14 protein-coding genes and 1 pseudogene are annotated in these 12,279 nt (G+C 65.4%); 4 read left to right on the top strand and 11 right to left on the bottom strand.

The window, feature by feature from the left end; translation table 11 throughout:
• Nucleotides 1-361: 361 nt before the first annotated feature.
• The 8 genes from H0523_RS09735 to H0523_RS09700 all read right to left on the bottom strand — a co-directional run bounded on the left by H0523_RS09735 (nt 362) and on the right by H0523_RS09700 (nt 5,322).
• Nucleotides 362-949, bottom strand: coding sequence for a S26 family signal peptidase (locus tag H0523_RS09735; RefSeq protein WP_019043454.1), 588 nt, complete (start codon nt 947-949; stop codon nt 362-364).
• Nucleotides 946-1,470, bottom strand: coding sequence for a DUF2840 domain-containing protein (locus H0523_RS09730; RefSeq protein WP_019043453.1), 525 nt, complete (start codon nt 1,468-1,470; stop codon nt 946-948). The genes H0523_RS09735 and H0523_RS09730 overlap by 4 nt, the downstream gene beginning before the upstream one ends.
• Complete coding sequence (locus tag H0523_RS09725; RefSeq protein WP_019043452.1) at nt 1,467-1,736, bottom strand: hypothetical protein; 270 nt, start codon at nt 1,734-1,736, stop codon at nt 1,467-1,469. The genes H0523_RS09730 and H0523_RS09725 overlap by 4 nt, the downstream gene beginning before the upstream one ends.
• Complete coding sequence (parA, locus tag H0523_RS09720) at nt 1,733-2,371, bottom strand: ParA family partition ATPase (protein ID WP_019043451.1); 639 nt, start codon at nt 2,369-2,371, stop codon at nt 1,733-1,735. Before parA ends, H0523_RS09725 begins: the two co-directional genes overlap by 4 nt.
• A gap of 265 nt (nt 2,372-2,636) precedes the next feature.
• Nucleotides 2,637-3,482, bottom strand: coding sequence for a replication initiator protein A (locus H0523_RS09715; RefSeq protein WP_019043450.1), 846 nt, complete (start codon nt 3,480-3,482; stop codon nt 2,637-2,639).
• 26 nt (nt 3,483-3,508) lie between these two features.
• Nucleotides 3,509-3,799, bottom strand: a complete 291-nt coding sequence (locus H0523_RS09710) for a helix-turn-helix transcriptional regulator (protein ID WP_024570164.1) — start codon at nt 3,797-3,799, stop codon at nt 3,509-3,511.
• A gap of 83 nt (nt 3,800-3,882) precedes the next feature.
• The gene (locus H0523_RS09705; RefSeq protein WP_019043448.1) at nt 3,883-4,632 is read right to left on the bottom strand and encodes a DUF2285 domain-containing protein; all 750 of its coding nucleotides are present in this window, start codon (nt 4,630-4,632) and stop codon (nt 3,883-3,885) included.
• Between the two features lie 342 nt (nt 4,633-4,974).
• Nucleotides 4,975-5,322: a DUF2958 domain-containing protein gene (locus H0523_RS09700; RefSeq protein ID WP_019043447.1), complete on the bottom strand. Its 348-nt coding sequence runs from the start codon at nt 5,320-5,322 to the stop codon at nt 4,975-4,977.
• Nucleotides 5,323-5,545: 223 nt separating this feature from the next.
• Between H0523_RS09700 and H0523_RS09695 the strand changes: the two genes are divergently transcribed.
• From H0523_RS09695 to chrA, 3 genes are all read left to right on the top strand, one after another.
• Nucleotides 5,546-5,839: a helix-turn-helix domain-containing protein gene (locus H0523_RS09695; RefSeq protein ID WP_024570163.1), complete on the top strand. Its 294-nt coding sequence runs from the start codon at nt 5,546-5,548 to the stop codon at nt 5,837-5,839.
• Between the two features lie 274 nt (nt 5,840-6,113).
• A complete protein-coding gene (locus H0523_RS09690) occupies nt 6,114-6,416 on the top strand; it encodes a PadR family transcriptional regulator (protein ID WP_019043445.1) in 303 nt (100 codons plus the stop codon).
• Complete coding sequence (gene chrA / locus H0523_RS09685) at nt 6,413-7,642, top strand: chromate efflux transporter (protein ID WP_019043444.1); 1,230 nt, start codon at nt 6,413-6,415, stop codon at nt 7,640-7,642. The genes H0523_RS09690 and chrA overlap by 4 nt, the downstream gene beginning before the upstream one ends.
• Nucleotides 7,643-7,700: 58 nt before the next feature.
• Here chrA and H0523_RS09680 read toward each other — a convergent pair whose 3' ends face one another.
• Complete coding sequence (locus H0523_RS09680; RefSeq protein WP_024570162.1) at nt 7,701-8,657, bottom strand: IS110 family transposase; 957 nt, start codon at nt 8,655-8,657, stop codon at nt 7,701-7,703.
• A 409-nt stretch (nt 8,658-9,066) separates the two neighbouring features.
• Here H0523_RS09680 and H0523_RS09675 point away from each other — a divergent pair, with 409 nt between their 5' ends.
• A complete protein-coding gene (locus H0523_RS09675) occupies nt 9,067-9,735 on the top strand; it encodes a hypothetical protein (protein WP_019043442.1) in 669 nt (222 codons plus the stop codon).
• Nucleotides 9,736-9,910: 175 nt separating this feature from the next.
• Here the strand turns inward: H0523_RS09675 and H0523_RS32125 are convergent.
• Nucleotides 9,911-10,122, bottom strand: a pseudogene (locus tag H0523_RS32125) (hypothetical protein).
• 55 nt (nt 10,123-10,177) lie between these two features.
• Nucleotides 10,178-12,226 (bottom strand): ParB N-terminal domain-containing protein, encoded by a 2,049-nt coding sequence (locus H0523_RS09670; RefSeq protein ID WP_019043441.1) that lies wholly within the window; start codon nt 12,224-12,226, stop codon nt 10,178-10,180.
• Nucleotides 12,227-12,279: the final 53 nt, after the last annotated feature.

Raw genomic sequence — 12,279 nt, 5'->3', positions numbered from 1 at the left:
GCACGGTGGCGAAGCCGCTCCGTGCCGCGCCACCCCCATGTGCAGACAGGCTTTGGGCGCGGCCCGGTGCCGCGTCCTTTTGTCTTGCCTTCCGCATTTGCCTCCCGCATCCGCTCCAGGCAATTGCGGCCCGGTGGCAAGGCTGCACCAGCAGCCAGCGCACCGGCGAACACGGCGATGGCCGCAGGCCAGCCGTGTTCGAGGCAAGACGCCTGCACGTGGGACGGCTGCGCCTGAGACAGCGCGAAGTGCGGTGCGAATGCACACGCACTGCATGCGCGACGACACGGCGACGAACAGCGGAACGACACGCCCGATGGCACGATGAGATGCATGGCGACGTACAGCGAATCGGCGGCCATCATGGGCGCGACTCCAGCCAAACCGGGCGCGCAACGCCGATCACGGCGGCTGCGCTGACCGGCCCGAAATACCGGCTGTCGAACGACGCCGGATTGGTCACGCTGAGCAGGAACAGCTCGCCAGGCTGAAGGCGACGGCACTGCTGCCAGGATGGCAGCGGCCGGCCCCAGCGATCGGCAGGCAGCACGGCGGCTGAAGGCACGCCGTCGATGCGGACTTTGCCGTCAGCGATACACACCTCTTGCGGCGCCATCGCGCCCACGCGCTTGAGCAACGGGATGCGCGTCGGCAGGTAGCCGCGATGCGCAGCGAGGGCGGCAGCCTCTGCGGGCATCGGCACCAGCACGATGCTGCCCACGGACAAAGGACGTGGCAGCGAGCTGGTGCGATGGTCGAGCGGATCGACGCGATACCAGCCGACCGCCACGCTGTCGGACGGGTTGTAGGTCAGGCGCGGCAGTGGATGCACGAAGGACGCCCAGGCCAGCGCAGCGAGGCCGCAGGCGGACAGGCCCGCCAGCATGAGGCGGGCGCGCAGGCGCGAGTGTGGATGCGTGAGAGCAGTGGGAACAGAAATCGTGGTCATGACAGCGCCCTCCCGGCCAGCCAGGCGGCGTGCCGCTCGGCGCTGTATTCGGGCAACGGCAAGCGCGCCGCGAGCCGGTTGCCCAGCGTGCGCCAGTACGCGGGCGAAGTGCCAGCAGGTGCGATGCTCAGCGCCTCAATGGCGTCGATGCGTGCCAGCACGGCACGCACCGATTGCTCACCCTCGACGTGCAGCAACAGGCGTGCGCCTGGTTGCACGCCGGGGATGCGCTGCGCGCCATCCATCGGCATGCAAGCCTGCATCACCATGAGCTGCCAGCGGATCGTGCCGTAGTCGTTGGCCTGCCAACGGATGCGGCATAGAACCGCGTTCGGTGTGAACACCGCGCAGCGGCGCCAGCGGTCGAACCGGATGATGCGAGCAGGATCACCGAAGCGCAGGTAGAGGTCGAAGCGTTGGTCGATGTATGCGAGCGCAACGCGCGTCAGCGGCACGCCGTCGGCCACGCCGACAGGCGGGATGGACGGCGGTGCCGAAGCCGTCGAGGCGGGTGTGTTCATGAGGACTTCTCCGGGAATTCCCGCTCCAGCAGCGCGCGCAACAGATCGGCCACCGTCACGCCTTGCGTGAAGGCCGATACCTTGATGCGCGCCCGCATGGCGGGCGTGATGTCGAGGGTCAGGCGGGCCGTGTAGAGGTCGCCTTTCTGGAGGTCATCGGCACTGCCCTGGCGAATCCACGCCTCGGCGTGCGGATTCGCGGGCGGACGCGCGCCGATGCCGATGCCGATGCGCTTGCCCGTGCGCTTGCTGGCAGGACTGCTCATGACGGCCACCGCAGCAGTTCATCGACCAGCGCAGTGATTTCGCGCGCGGCGGCGCTGTCTGGCGCCATCTCGCGCGCAAGCCGGCCAGCGGCCACACTGTCGGCGAACACGATGCGCTGATGCACTTCCGAGTGCAGCGCAGGAAGTGGCTGATCGGCCAGCGCGCCGCGTGCTTCACGCCCGATCACGGTGGTGCTTACGCGCCGGTTGATGACGAAGGCCGCGCGCAGCGCAGGCCGAAACACCTGCGCCTCGCGGATCAGCGCCACCATCTCGGCGCTGGCCCACAGGTCGTAAGGGCTGGGCTGCACCGGGATCAGCACGCGTTCGGCTGCCATCAGCGCGGAGCGCGCCAAGGCGGCGATGCGCGGTGGCCCGTCGATGATGACGTGATCAGCCCGCCTGGCGAGTTCTGGCGCCTCCTGGTGCAGCGTTTCGCGTGCAAGGCCCACGGCGCTGAACAGCCGTGGCAAACCTTGCTGGCTGCGGCGCTGCGTCCAGTCCAGTGCGGAGCCTTGCGGGTCGGCATCCAGCAGGATGACCGACTGCCCGCGCATCGCCAGCTCGCCGGCGATGTGGGTGGCGAGCGTGGTCTTGCCGACGCCGCCTTTCTGGTTGAGCAGCGCGACGATCATAGCCTGGCCCTCCCTGCTGGAGAGCCCGGCTGTCGCTGCTGGTTTTCGTGCCCTTCGCTCGCCGGTTGGGTGGTTGTCCACCGAGACGCGGCGCTTCTACTAAAAGTTAGAGAATTTAAGTTAGGGAAGTTAGGAGAGGCCGAAACCCGCGCCATCATTGGCTTGGCGGCCGATTTTGTTGCCTGATAGCACGAGGATTCGTTGCCTGATAGCACGATACCTCTGTTGCCTGATAGCACGAGTCCGTCCACAGGCTGCGCAGCAGTTATCCCCGTGCCGTGGACGGCACGGGCCGGAACGTCAGCAGCGGCGAGGCAATGCCCGAGACGTACTCGATGCCCAACTGGTAGCCAGGCAAGGCTTGCCGCGCCACCAGTGCCCGCAGGTCGGCGGCGAAGTCGTAGTACCGCGCCACGCTGCCCGACTTGCGGTACAGGTGCTGGAAGTCGAACTGCCAGCCGCCAGGCTGTCGCCCGCCGTGCTTGCGCACCAGTCGGTACAGCCACCGCTCGATCCCACCGGTCAGCCGGAAATACGCTGGGTCGATGGTCAGCACCAGCGCAGCATCCATGACGCCCGCGTAAAACCAGTCCGGCAGGATCAGCTCCAGCCCCAAGGGTGTGCCCTGGGCATCGGCCAGCTCCTTCCACTCGTTGATCCACGAGAAGCGGTGCAGCCGCCTTCCGGTTGTCTCCCGGATCGACGTGGCCACCGTGGTGGACTGCAGGCGATCCAAGGCCGCCTTGAGGCGCTGATAGTCGCGCAGCGACGTACCGCGCCCGATAAAGCGCAGGATCTCGTAGGGTGTGGCCTGCATCAGCCGCGACGGGCGCAAGCCCGCATCGCGCGCTTCCACGATCTGGCTGGCGGCCCAGATCAGAACGTCCGCATCCCAGATCGTGGCGATGCCATGCTCCTGCGTGCCCTCCACGCGGATCGTGATGCCGCTGGCGCGGAAGTCGATCGGCTCCGTGCGCCGCGACTTCGCCAGCGAGAAGAACGGAAAGGCCATCAGGTCCTGGCTGTCGCGCGGCGCCATGTCGCCCGGCAGGGCACGGAACAGATCGAGCTGCTCGCGTTCCTGCCGAACTTGCCCCAAGGGGCTGGACATGGCGATGGCCTCCGGCGCTCCAGCGGTCAGCGCGCACGGCTGTCCGCCGAGTGCTGCTCGGCGTATTCGGGATCGGACGTGCTCTCGAAGCTGCGCTCGGAAGCCCAGGCATCGAGGTCGGCCACGGCGTACATGACGCGCCGGCCGAACTTGCGGAACTTGGGGCCGCCACCCAGCACGCGCTGCTTTTCCAGCGTGCGCGGCGACAGCCGCAGGTAGTCGGCGGCCTCGTCGTTGGTCAGATAACGCTGCGGTTGCGCGGCAGCGGCCGGGGTGGTTGCGGGTGCGGCGGCAGGCCGCAAGGGAGCAGGACGCATGGTGAGAACCTCCATCGGTTGCAGGGCTCCGGCCACACAGCGCAACCGGATGGAGGCAGTCTCAGAAAACGAAGCTCTCCTGCTCAGGGTCGTTTTGCGTGGCCTTCAAAACGGCCCTTCTCAAGCGGCGCAAGCTGTGCTAGGCGTCGATAGCCGCCGCGCATCAGCGCATCGCCGCGCCGCACCAGGCGGCGCACCTTGGAGCGCAAGCCGCCATCGCTGTACCAACCGGCCGCGGTATCCGCGCCGAACAGGCCTTCAGCCACCTCGCGCAAGGACGCGCCCGCCAGGGTCGCATCGAGCGCCTGCAGGGTGTGCAGCTCCATCAACGCGGCAGGGGGCGGCCGGGGCCGAGCCATGGGTGCTGGCGTGTCAGGCACGTGGGTGGCCCCACGGCCACGGTAGGCATGGGCCACGGCCATGCCGTCCTCCAGGCCAGGCGCCAGCGCATAGCGCAGGCAATGGCCGGGGCTGCGCGCGATCAGCGCCAGTCCCTTGCCGTCATGCAACAGTTGCTTGTGGCCGGGAATACGCCAAAACGCGAACGGCTCGGCATCCGGTGGCGGATCGGCATCGGGGTGGAGTTGCACCACGGCCTCATGGCCGGGGAGCCAGGCCGGATGCGCGTCACGCGCATCCAGGGCTGGGTCTTCCAGCAGACGCATGCCCCAGCGATGCGCAGCATCGGGGCGGTGCGCACGGCGCAGCCAGTCGAGCTGGTAGTCAGGATGGCGGCGCAGGTATTCCCAGGCCAGCGCCAGCGTGTCTAGGCACAGCACGTAGAGGTAGGCGGCAGTCGGATACCAGTGCGCGAGGTGGTGCGGTTCGGCCATGACGCAAGCTCCCGTAGAGCAGGACGGCCGTCACCGGTTTCACACGCAAACGTCACCGCATCGAACTAGCATCCAATCGTGAATAAGCTGGTAGCTTAGTAACTTGCGTGTCAAGACGAAATGCATCCGATGGGTTGCATGGATCGTCTGAATGCGACGGTGGCGCGCGAGAACATGCGCGCCTCCTGCGATATCCACCGTGCCCGATGGCACGGCCGGCATCATGACCGTTTACGTCACGATGGCACCGATTTGGTGCAACAGTGCGGACTAAGACCTGACGGGTCTGGAGCAAGACCGAAATAGTCTCAATGCGCCCGGCTTGGCTTGGGCGCGAACGGCTCAATCGAGGATGGAACCATTCTCCTGAGCCAGCCGCAGGTACTCCGACAACGGGCGCACCGCCCGGAAATACCGGTCCCGCATCACGGGCTGTTTGCTCGGCCCGACGATGGATGTGAGGTCGGACAGCTTGATCTCGCACAGCTCGGGCATGCCGATCCCCAAGTCGATCAGGCCATGGGCCGTATCGCCGTCGGCGGGGTCGAGCGATACCAGCAGCCAGGTGGCGTGTGCGTCCGGCGTGAACAGCCGCACCACGGGCAGCGGGTCGATGGCCCGGCCAGCGGCGCGGGCCTGGCCGTGTTCCAGCAACAGCCTGCGCTCGTCCTCGGTGATGAGCTGGTTCATGGGCGTCCCCTCATTCGCACAAAACCGCCGAAGCGTGAAAGCGCAAAACCGCATCGGCGGGTTTGAGGAAAGACACGGATGCGGCTTTGCGCTTCTGTGAGAAGCCACAGATACGGATTTCCGTAAAAGCACGAAAGCGGCAGGCGAGCATAGTTGAACACTATAGATTGTAGTCCTATAGGGCGCAATCGGCTGTCATCTTGGATTTTGGGGAGATCCAAGGTTGGCAGCGAAACATACATTGTCGGAGGCACTAAAGACCATCAGGAAAGCGCGTGGATTGAGCCAGGAGGCGTTCTCCGACGTGTCCAGCCGCACCTACATGAGCACGCTGGAGCGCGACCTCAAAAGCCCCACCTTGAACAAGCTGGCCGAGCTGTGCGAGGTCATGGAGGTGCACCCGCTCACGCTGCTGACCCTGGCCTATGCCTGCGACGACCTGCAGCAGGCCGACCAGCTGCTGGCGCAGGTGCGCCAGGAGTTGGAGACTGTGGCGAAGAAGAGTGACACGCCATAGCGCGCGTCGGCGCTGGCATGGCCGATCCGGCGCCGCCGGTTCGAGGTATGCAGGGGCGCCAAGCCTGCGCGGCGGGGATAGCCCGCAGGGCTTTCCCCTGGAGGCAAACAAAGCGCGCAGCGCCGTTGGCGCGAAGACGTGAGCAACTGTCTTGAAAGTCAAGCCTCCCAAGCGCGCCCGAAGAGGCGCGCCTCTTCGGGGCATCTGCGTGCCGTGATAATATCGACTTTCGTTATCGTTATTCGATATGAAAGAGCAACCAACACCCCGCGCCATGGAGCACCACGACCTGCTGTCAGGGCTGATCCGCCTGCATGTGCTGCACCACGCGGCCGAGCAGGAGATCTATGGGCAATGGATGATCGACGAGTTAGCCCACCACGGCTACCGCCTGTCTCCTGGAACGCTGTACCCAATGCTGCACAAGATGGAGCGCGACGGATACCTCGTCTCCCGCCAAGAGCGTGAGGGGCGCACCGTGCGCAAGCTCTACACGATTACACCCAAGGGCAATGAAGGCTTGGCGCTGGCCAAGGAACGCATCCGAGAATTCACCGGGGAGGCGATGCACAGATGACAGATTCCACCAACACCTTGCAGCATGAGGCCGCAGCCGCACGTGGCTCACCCGTCGAAGTCTTCGGCGCCTTCCTCAAACTGGGACTGACCTCCTTCGGTGGACCGATCGCGCATCTGGGCTATTTCCGCTCGGAGTTTGTCGAGCGCCGCCGCTGGCTGGACGACCGCAGCTATTCCGATCTGGTCGCCCTGTGCCAGTTCCTGCCAGGGCCGGCCAGCAGCCAGGTGGGCATGGCGCTGGGGCTGGGCCGCGCGGGCTGGTTGGGGCTGCTGGCGGCCTGGGCGGGGTTTACCTTGCCGTCGGCGATTGCGCTGATCCTGTTCGCCTTTGGCATCGCCGAGTACCACGGGCTGGCCCAGTCCGGCTGGATCCATGGGCTCAAGGTGGTAGCCGTGGCCATCGTGGCGCAGGCCGTATGGGGCATGGCCAAGTCGTTGTGTCCTGACCGGCCCCGTGCCGCCCTGGCCATTCTGGCGGCACTGCTGACCATGATCATGCCCTCAGCCGCGGGACAGCTTGCCGCCATCGCGGCGGCGGGATTCCTGGGCTGGTGGAGATTGAAGATCGCGCAACCTGGCGGCGGCCAGGCCCACAGCTACCCGGTTTCGCGCAAGCTGGGCATCGTGGCGCTGCTGCTGTTCGCAGTGCCACTCGTCGGGCTGCCCCTGTGGGCCGCTGCCACGGGCTCGTCCACGGTCGCGCTGCTGGAAGGGGTGTACCGCTCTGGTGCGCTGGTCTTTGGCGGTGGGCACGTCGTGCTGCCGCTGCTGCAGGCCACCGTGGTGCCCAGTGGCATGGTCAGCAACGCTGACTTCCTCGCCGGCTACGGCGCGGCGCAGGCAGTGCCGGGACCGCTGTTCACGTTCTCGGCCTATCTCGGCGCGGTCGCCCACGGGCCGCTGCATGGCTGGATCGGCGGGCTGGCCCTGCTGGGCATCATTTTCCTCCCGGCCTTCTTCATGCTGGTCGGCGCGCTGCCGTTCTGGGAAGGGCTACGCCACCGCGCGGGTATCCAGACGGCCATGGCAGGCATCAATGCTGGCGTGGTCGGCATTCTGGTGTCGGCCCTGTACGACCCTATGTGGACCAGCGCCATCCACGGCAAGGCGGATTTTGGGCTGGCGCTGCTTGCGTTCGGGCTACTGACGGTGGGTCGCGTGCCTCCAGCGCTCGTGGTGCTGCTGGCCGGGCTGGCGGGCTGGGTCATGGCGATCGGTATCTGAAGCCAGTCGGCGCAGTGCGCAGGCCGGGCATGGTGACTACCGCCCACCATATAGAAAGTCACGCCGGAGCAGGCTGGTCATTCCATGGCCGCCCGGTTTTGACCATGGCATTCATGATGATCAGCAGCTTGCGCATGCAGGCCACGATGGCAACCTTCTTCGGCTTGCCAGCCGCCAGCAGGCGCTCATAGCAACGCCGTATCACGGCGTTGTGCCGCATGGCAACGATGGCGGCCATGTATAACGCGCTCCTGACCGTAGCCCTCCCGCCGCAAATGATGCGTTTACCGCGAGCCTGGCCTGAGTCCCGGTTCATCGGTGCGACACCTACCAGCGCGCAGATCTGCTTGGCCTTGAGCTGGCCAAGCTCCGGCAGCTCGGAAATCAGCGTCGCAGCCGTCGCCGGGCCAACTCCCTTGACACTCTTGAGCAATGTGGCCAGATCGGACTGGTATTGAGCCAGATGCTCCGCAATCCTTCGATCCAGCGCCTCAAGCTGCGTCGCGAGCATATCCATCAGTTCCGCAATATCTTGCACGACCTCCGGATGCGCCATGTGTTTGCGTTGGCGCTCGCTGACCAGCAAGCGTACCAACTGCCGCCGTCGAAGCACCAGTGCATGCAGGTGTTGTTGTACCTGGTCTGGCATCGGTTTGATGAAGCGATCTCGATCAGGACGCTGGTTCAGCACCTGCGCCAGTTCAGCCAGCATCCTGGCATCCACGCTGTCGGTCTTGACCAATCGCCCCATGGCCTTGGCGAAGTCCCGGGCCTGCCGAGGGTTGATGACAATGACAGCGAATCCCGCAGCTTGTAGAGCGCAAGCACAGGCCAGTTGGTACTGTCCAGTCGCCTCCATCACGATCAGCGAGACCGGATGGTTCTTCAACGCTGCGATCAGCGCTTGGTGCCCAGCACCATCGTTACTGAATATGGCCGTGGACTGCTCGTGCCCGATGGCTACATCCATGGTCTTCTTGGAGATGTCGATACCGACTGCAACTTGATTGGCCATGATCTCCGCGTCCCTTCCTTGCAAATGCGAACGGCGTTCACGCAACTGTTCGGGCTTTCAGAGATCGGGCGCGAGCATGCGCCCAGGACTCACGCACGGGCTCAAGTGGCACCGAGGGATGACGGGCTACATGCTGCGGCCAACCCCGAACCCTGGCAGGTCCGGGCGTGACGGCATTGCCGAACACGCACTTCAAAGATACAAGGGATCGAAGCCGAATGGCCGTGACAGCGAAGTCGGCACGGGGCGCAGCCCGAGAGCTTGGCGGCGCTAGCGTCGACACGCCAAAACCCAGCAAAACCTCCCCCATCCTTGGCGATCCACATGAATTAGACATAATTTGCACAAAACATCAATTTTATGCGAAACTCATCAACATCGCGCATAAATCAGGAAAGACGGTTCTATCATGGCATTTCGAGCAGACGAAGCGGCGCAAGCCGGGTACGAAGAAGTGGAGAAATACCTTGTCCTGCGCCCCCGGGATGCGGACGAATCTGAAAGAGCGCGAAGCAAGCAAGCGCTGCAGGACATCGTGGATGAACTCGGGCCGGTGGTTGACAGATACCCTTCATGGCACCCACTGGTGCGCAACCACGATAGCCGCCACCCCGTCACCACACCGAGTGATCGCTGCGGCTACAAAGGCCTCGACCACACGCGGTACTTCGCCAATGGATTCATCACCTGTCCCTATGGCGATGGTCAGGAGGTCTTGGACTCGGTTCTAGCCCTTCCTCGCCACCACGCTGCTTACATCACAGCGGAGAAGCTGGATGTGCAGTTCTACAACCCAGAAGCCACCCCGATACTGGTCAAGTGCAACTGGGAAGAGCCCTTACCGATGGACAAGATGATCCCGCTGTCCATCGCAGTGCCTTTGATCCTGGAGAAAGAGGTTCCGTGCTGGACCTGGTCCCAGGTCGCGGAGACATGGGAGTCGATGCGCTCGTATTTCCTGGGCGCCCCCCATGGCGCGCGATCGTCGCTGTTCGTGAGCCAGGAGACCGGACAGGGGATCAAGAAGGTTTGGGAAACGCTGATCTACACGGGGATGTTTGGCCCGATCAAGGTGTGATTGCGCCTTCGCGCCATCTGTATCAACGCGCCAACACCGCAGCCGGGCCTGCAAAGGCGGCGGCGTTCTGATTGGGCTGTCGGCTCTCAACACCGGGCGCGGCCACCGCCGCGCCCGGATTTTTGAAGTTCACCGCGCCCAGGGCGGAACGGCCTGGGCGCGGTGTCGACGACGGTTATTCCTTCGTCTCGATGATCCACCACACGGCCCGCGCCAAGGCACGGCCCGTGATGGGATGAATGTCCGTGAGGTCGGCGCGTGCCGTCCAACCCGAGGGCGGACGATAGCCGCGCACGTCGCCCTCGCCGTGCCAGCGGCGGGGCGCACGGTGCCGGGGGCGTAGATTGCCGCCATGCGCGGGCGGCTGGTGGTGTTGATGATGGGCATGGTTCGGCTCCCTGCGGCAAAGCGCCCCGGGCGGGGCGCTTGCCTTCGGCGTGGGTCAGGCGGTCAATGCCTCGGCAGGTTCATGCGTCACGGTGGCGGCTGCTTCCGCGCCGTCCTGCGCCGCATCCTGCAGGCCTTCCTCGGGCGCGTCTGCCGTCTTGAAGATGGCAGGCATCCAGCCCTTGCCGTTCACCAGCCGCTCGGCCTCACTGGCAATGTCGGCCTTCTTGAGCTTCGCCAGCCGGTTGACGCTCTCGGGCACCAACTCGCCCACGGCTTGCAGAATCGCTGCCTTCGGAACGTGCTTGAAGTAGCCTTCTGCGGTCGGCCTCCACCATGCGGCCATGTCGAGGCCCACAGCCTGCACCAGTTCCGCGCCCGGCTGCTGTACCGTGGCACGCGGCGTCACCACGTCCACGGTCGAAGCCACGCACACGGCCAGCAGCTTGACCAGTTCGCCTTGCTCCATCGCCAGCAGCGCGGCGAACAGTTCGGCGCTGTCGTCGGGCAGCTTGCCGCCCCACGCCTGCTGCAATTCGCGCAGCGCCACGGCGGCGGGTGAATCGGGCCAGTCCGGGGCCATGCCTTCCAGCCGGTCTTGCACCGTCAGGCGCACGCCCAGCGGTAGATCATGACCGTAGTAGCGGCCCTGCAAGAGGGTCTGCACCATGCCATGCACCAGCGCGGCCAGCGCCACCTGTGGATGCCGGGCTACCTCGATTTGCAGTGCAGCGGTGCGATGGGCGCTCAGGCGCTGAGCCAGTCGGTCGGAAATCGCTGCTGTCTTGGGCGCTTCGTCTTCCTCGCCTTCGTCATCGTTCGCGGCGTCCGGGTCGCTGAAGCCTTGGCGCAGCTTTTCGAGCGTGCGCAGCGCCTTAGCTTCGGCCTCGCGCAGCAGCCCGCGATGAATCACGACTTCGCCGTTGCGGTCGATGGTCACAATGGCACCGGCTGCGGCCTTCACGTTCGCGCCGTATCCCCGCAAGCCTTCTTCCAGCGCCTGCAACTGCTCGCCCAGGGCTTCGCCTTCCTCCTGCAAGGCGTCGGCCTTCTCCTCGTCCTCGGCATCCATCGCGGCGTCCACGGCTTCGCCAATGGCGCGCATTTTCTCTTGCAGCTTCTCGATGCGCTGTGCTTCGCGCTTGTTGGGTGCGCGCCGCTCCCTCGGCGCACGCTGAAAGGCGTGCAGGTCGGCATGGGTCATGCCGGGCGTGGCATCGGCCCAAGCCCAGCCCTCGGCCTTCACCTCGGCGGCGATGCCTGCCAGCTTGTCTTGCGCCAGCCGTTCCAGCAAGGCGGCGTCGCTCAGGTACACGCCCGCGTCATCCTCCGCGAACAGGTCACGGCGAACTCCGCCGCCTGCCTGCTCGTAGGCATCCAGCCCCACGAAGCGCACGAGCGGATGGCGGTAGGCGTCAATCTCGCGCTCGGTCAGGCGTTCGCGCAGCGCGGAGGGGCTGCGTTGCCACAGCGGCGCATCGTAGAACGCACGCTCCTGCGCGGCGTGATCGTCGGTGATGGAGAGCGCCATCAACTGATCGAGCGTCACGGCATCGGCCCTGTAGTCCGCCATCAGGCGCGGCGAGACGTTCGCCAGCTTCAAGCGGCGCTGCACCACCAGCGGCGTGACGGAAAAATCCGCTGCAATGTCTTCGATGGGGCGGCCTTCGGCCACCAATGCCGCAAACGCTTCAAACTGGTCTGCCGGATGCATGGCTTCGCGCTGCACGTTCTCGGTGAGGCTCGCGGTACGGGCCGTGCCATCGGCCACTTGCAGGCAAGGCACCTGCCAATCCTTGGCGATGCGGTGTTTCTTCGCCAGCAGCTTGAGGGCCGCAAGGCGGCGACCACCGGCCACCACCTCGTAATGCTCGCCATCGGCAGCGGGAATCACGATCAGGTTTTGCAGCAAGCCCACGCGCTGGATGCTCGCGGCCAGTTCGGGAATGGACATGCGCGGGGTCTTGCGCACGTTGCGGCCCGTGGGGCGCAGCACCAGCCGCGACAGGGGAACCAGAATCATGTGCTTGCTCGGGTCGGCGGCTTGCAGCACGTTGGCGCGGGTGTCGAGGGCTTGGGCTTCGGTGTAGGTAACGGCGTTCATGGTGAATCTCCAATCGAGTGAAACAAGGGAATGGAGGGGAACCGCCCCTCCGG

This window comes from Achromobacter insuavis (assembly GCF_902859645.1).
Classification (GTDB): domain Bacteria; phylum Pseudomonadota; class Gammaproteobacteria; order Burkholderiales; family Burkholderiaceae_B; genus Achromobacter; species Achromobacter insuavis.
This window is presented reverse-complemented; position numbering and strand designations above follow the sequence as displayed.

Bases quoted from the DNA above. Each gene is read 5' to 3' on its own strand.
- chrA (WP_019043444.1), top strand. From the start codon at position 6,413: ATGACAGATTCCACCAACACCTTGCAGCATGAGGCCGCAGCCGCACGT.
- H0523_RS09675 (WP_019043442.1), top strand. From the start codon at position 9,067: ATGGCATTTCGAGCAGACGAAGCGGCGCAAGCCGGGTACGAAGAAGTG.
- H0523_RS09680 (WP_024570162.1), bottom strand. From the start codon at position 8,657: ATGGCCAATCAAGTTGCAGTCGGTATCGACATCTCCAAGAAGACCATG.
- H0523_RS09700 (WP_019043447.1), bottom strand. From the start codon at position 5,322: ATGAACCAGCTCATCACCGAGGACGAGCGCAGGCTGTTGCTGGAACAC.
- H0523_RS09735 (WP_019043454.1), bottom strand. From the start codon at position 949: ATGACCACGATTTCTGTTCCCACTGCTCTCACGCATCCACACTCGCGC.
- H0523_RS09670 (WP_019043441.1), bottom strand. From the start codon at position 12,226: ATGAACGCCGTTACCTACACCGAAGCCCAAGCCCTCGACACCCGCGCC.
- parA (WP_019043451.1), bottom strand. From the start codon at position 2,371: ATGATCGTCGCGCTGCTCAACCAGAAAGGCGGCGTCGGCAAGACCACG.
- H0523_RS09725 (WP_019043452.1), bottom strand. From the start codon at position 1,736: ATGAGCAGTCCTGCCAGCAAGCGCACGGGCAAGCGCATCGGCATCGGC.
- H0523_RS09705 (WP_019043448.1), bottom strand. From the start codon at position 4,632: ATGGCCGAACCGCACCACCTCGCGCACTGGTATCCGACTGCCGCCTAC.
- H0523_RS09730 (WP_019043453.1), bottom strand. From the start codon at position 1,470: ATGAACACACCCGCCTCGACGGCTTCGGCACCGCCGTCCATCCCGCCT.
- H0523_RS09690 (WP_019043445.1), top strand. From the start codon at position 6,114: ATGGAGCACCACGACCTGCTGTCAGGGCTGATCCGCCTGCATGTGCTG.
- H0523_RS09710 (WP_024570164.1), bottom strand. From the start codon at position 3,799: ATGCGTCCTGCTCCCTTGCGGCCTGCCGCCGCACCCGCAACCACCCCG.
- H0523_RS09715 (WP_019043450.1), bottom strand. From the start codon at position 3,482: ATGTCCAGCCCCTTGGGGCAAGTTCGGCAGGAACGCGAGCAGCTCGAT.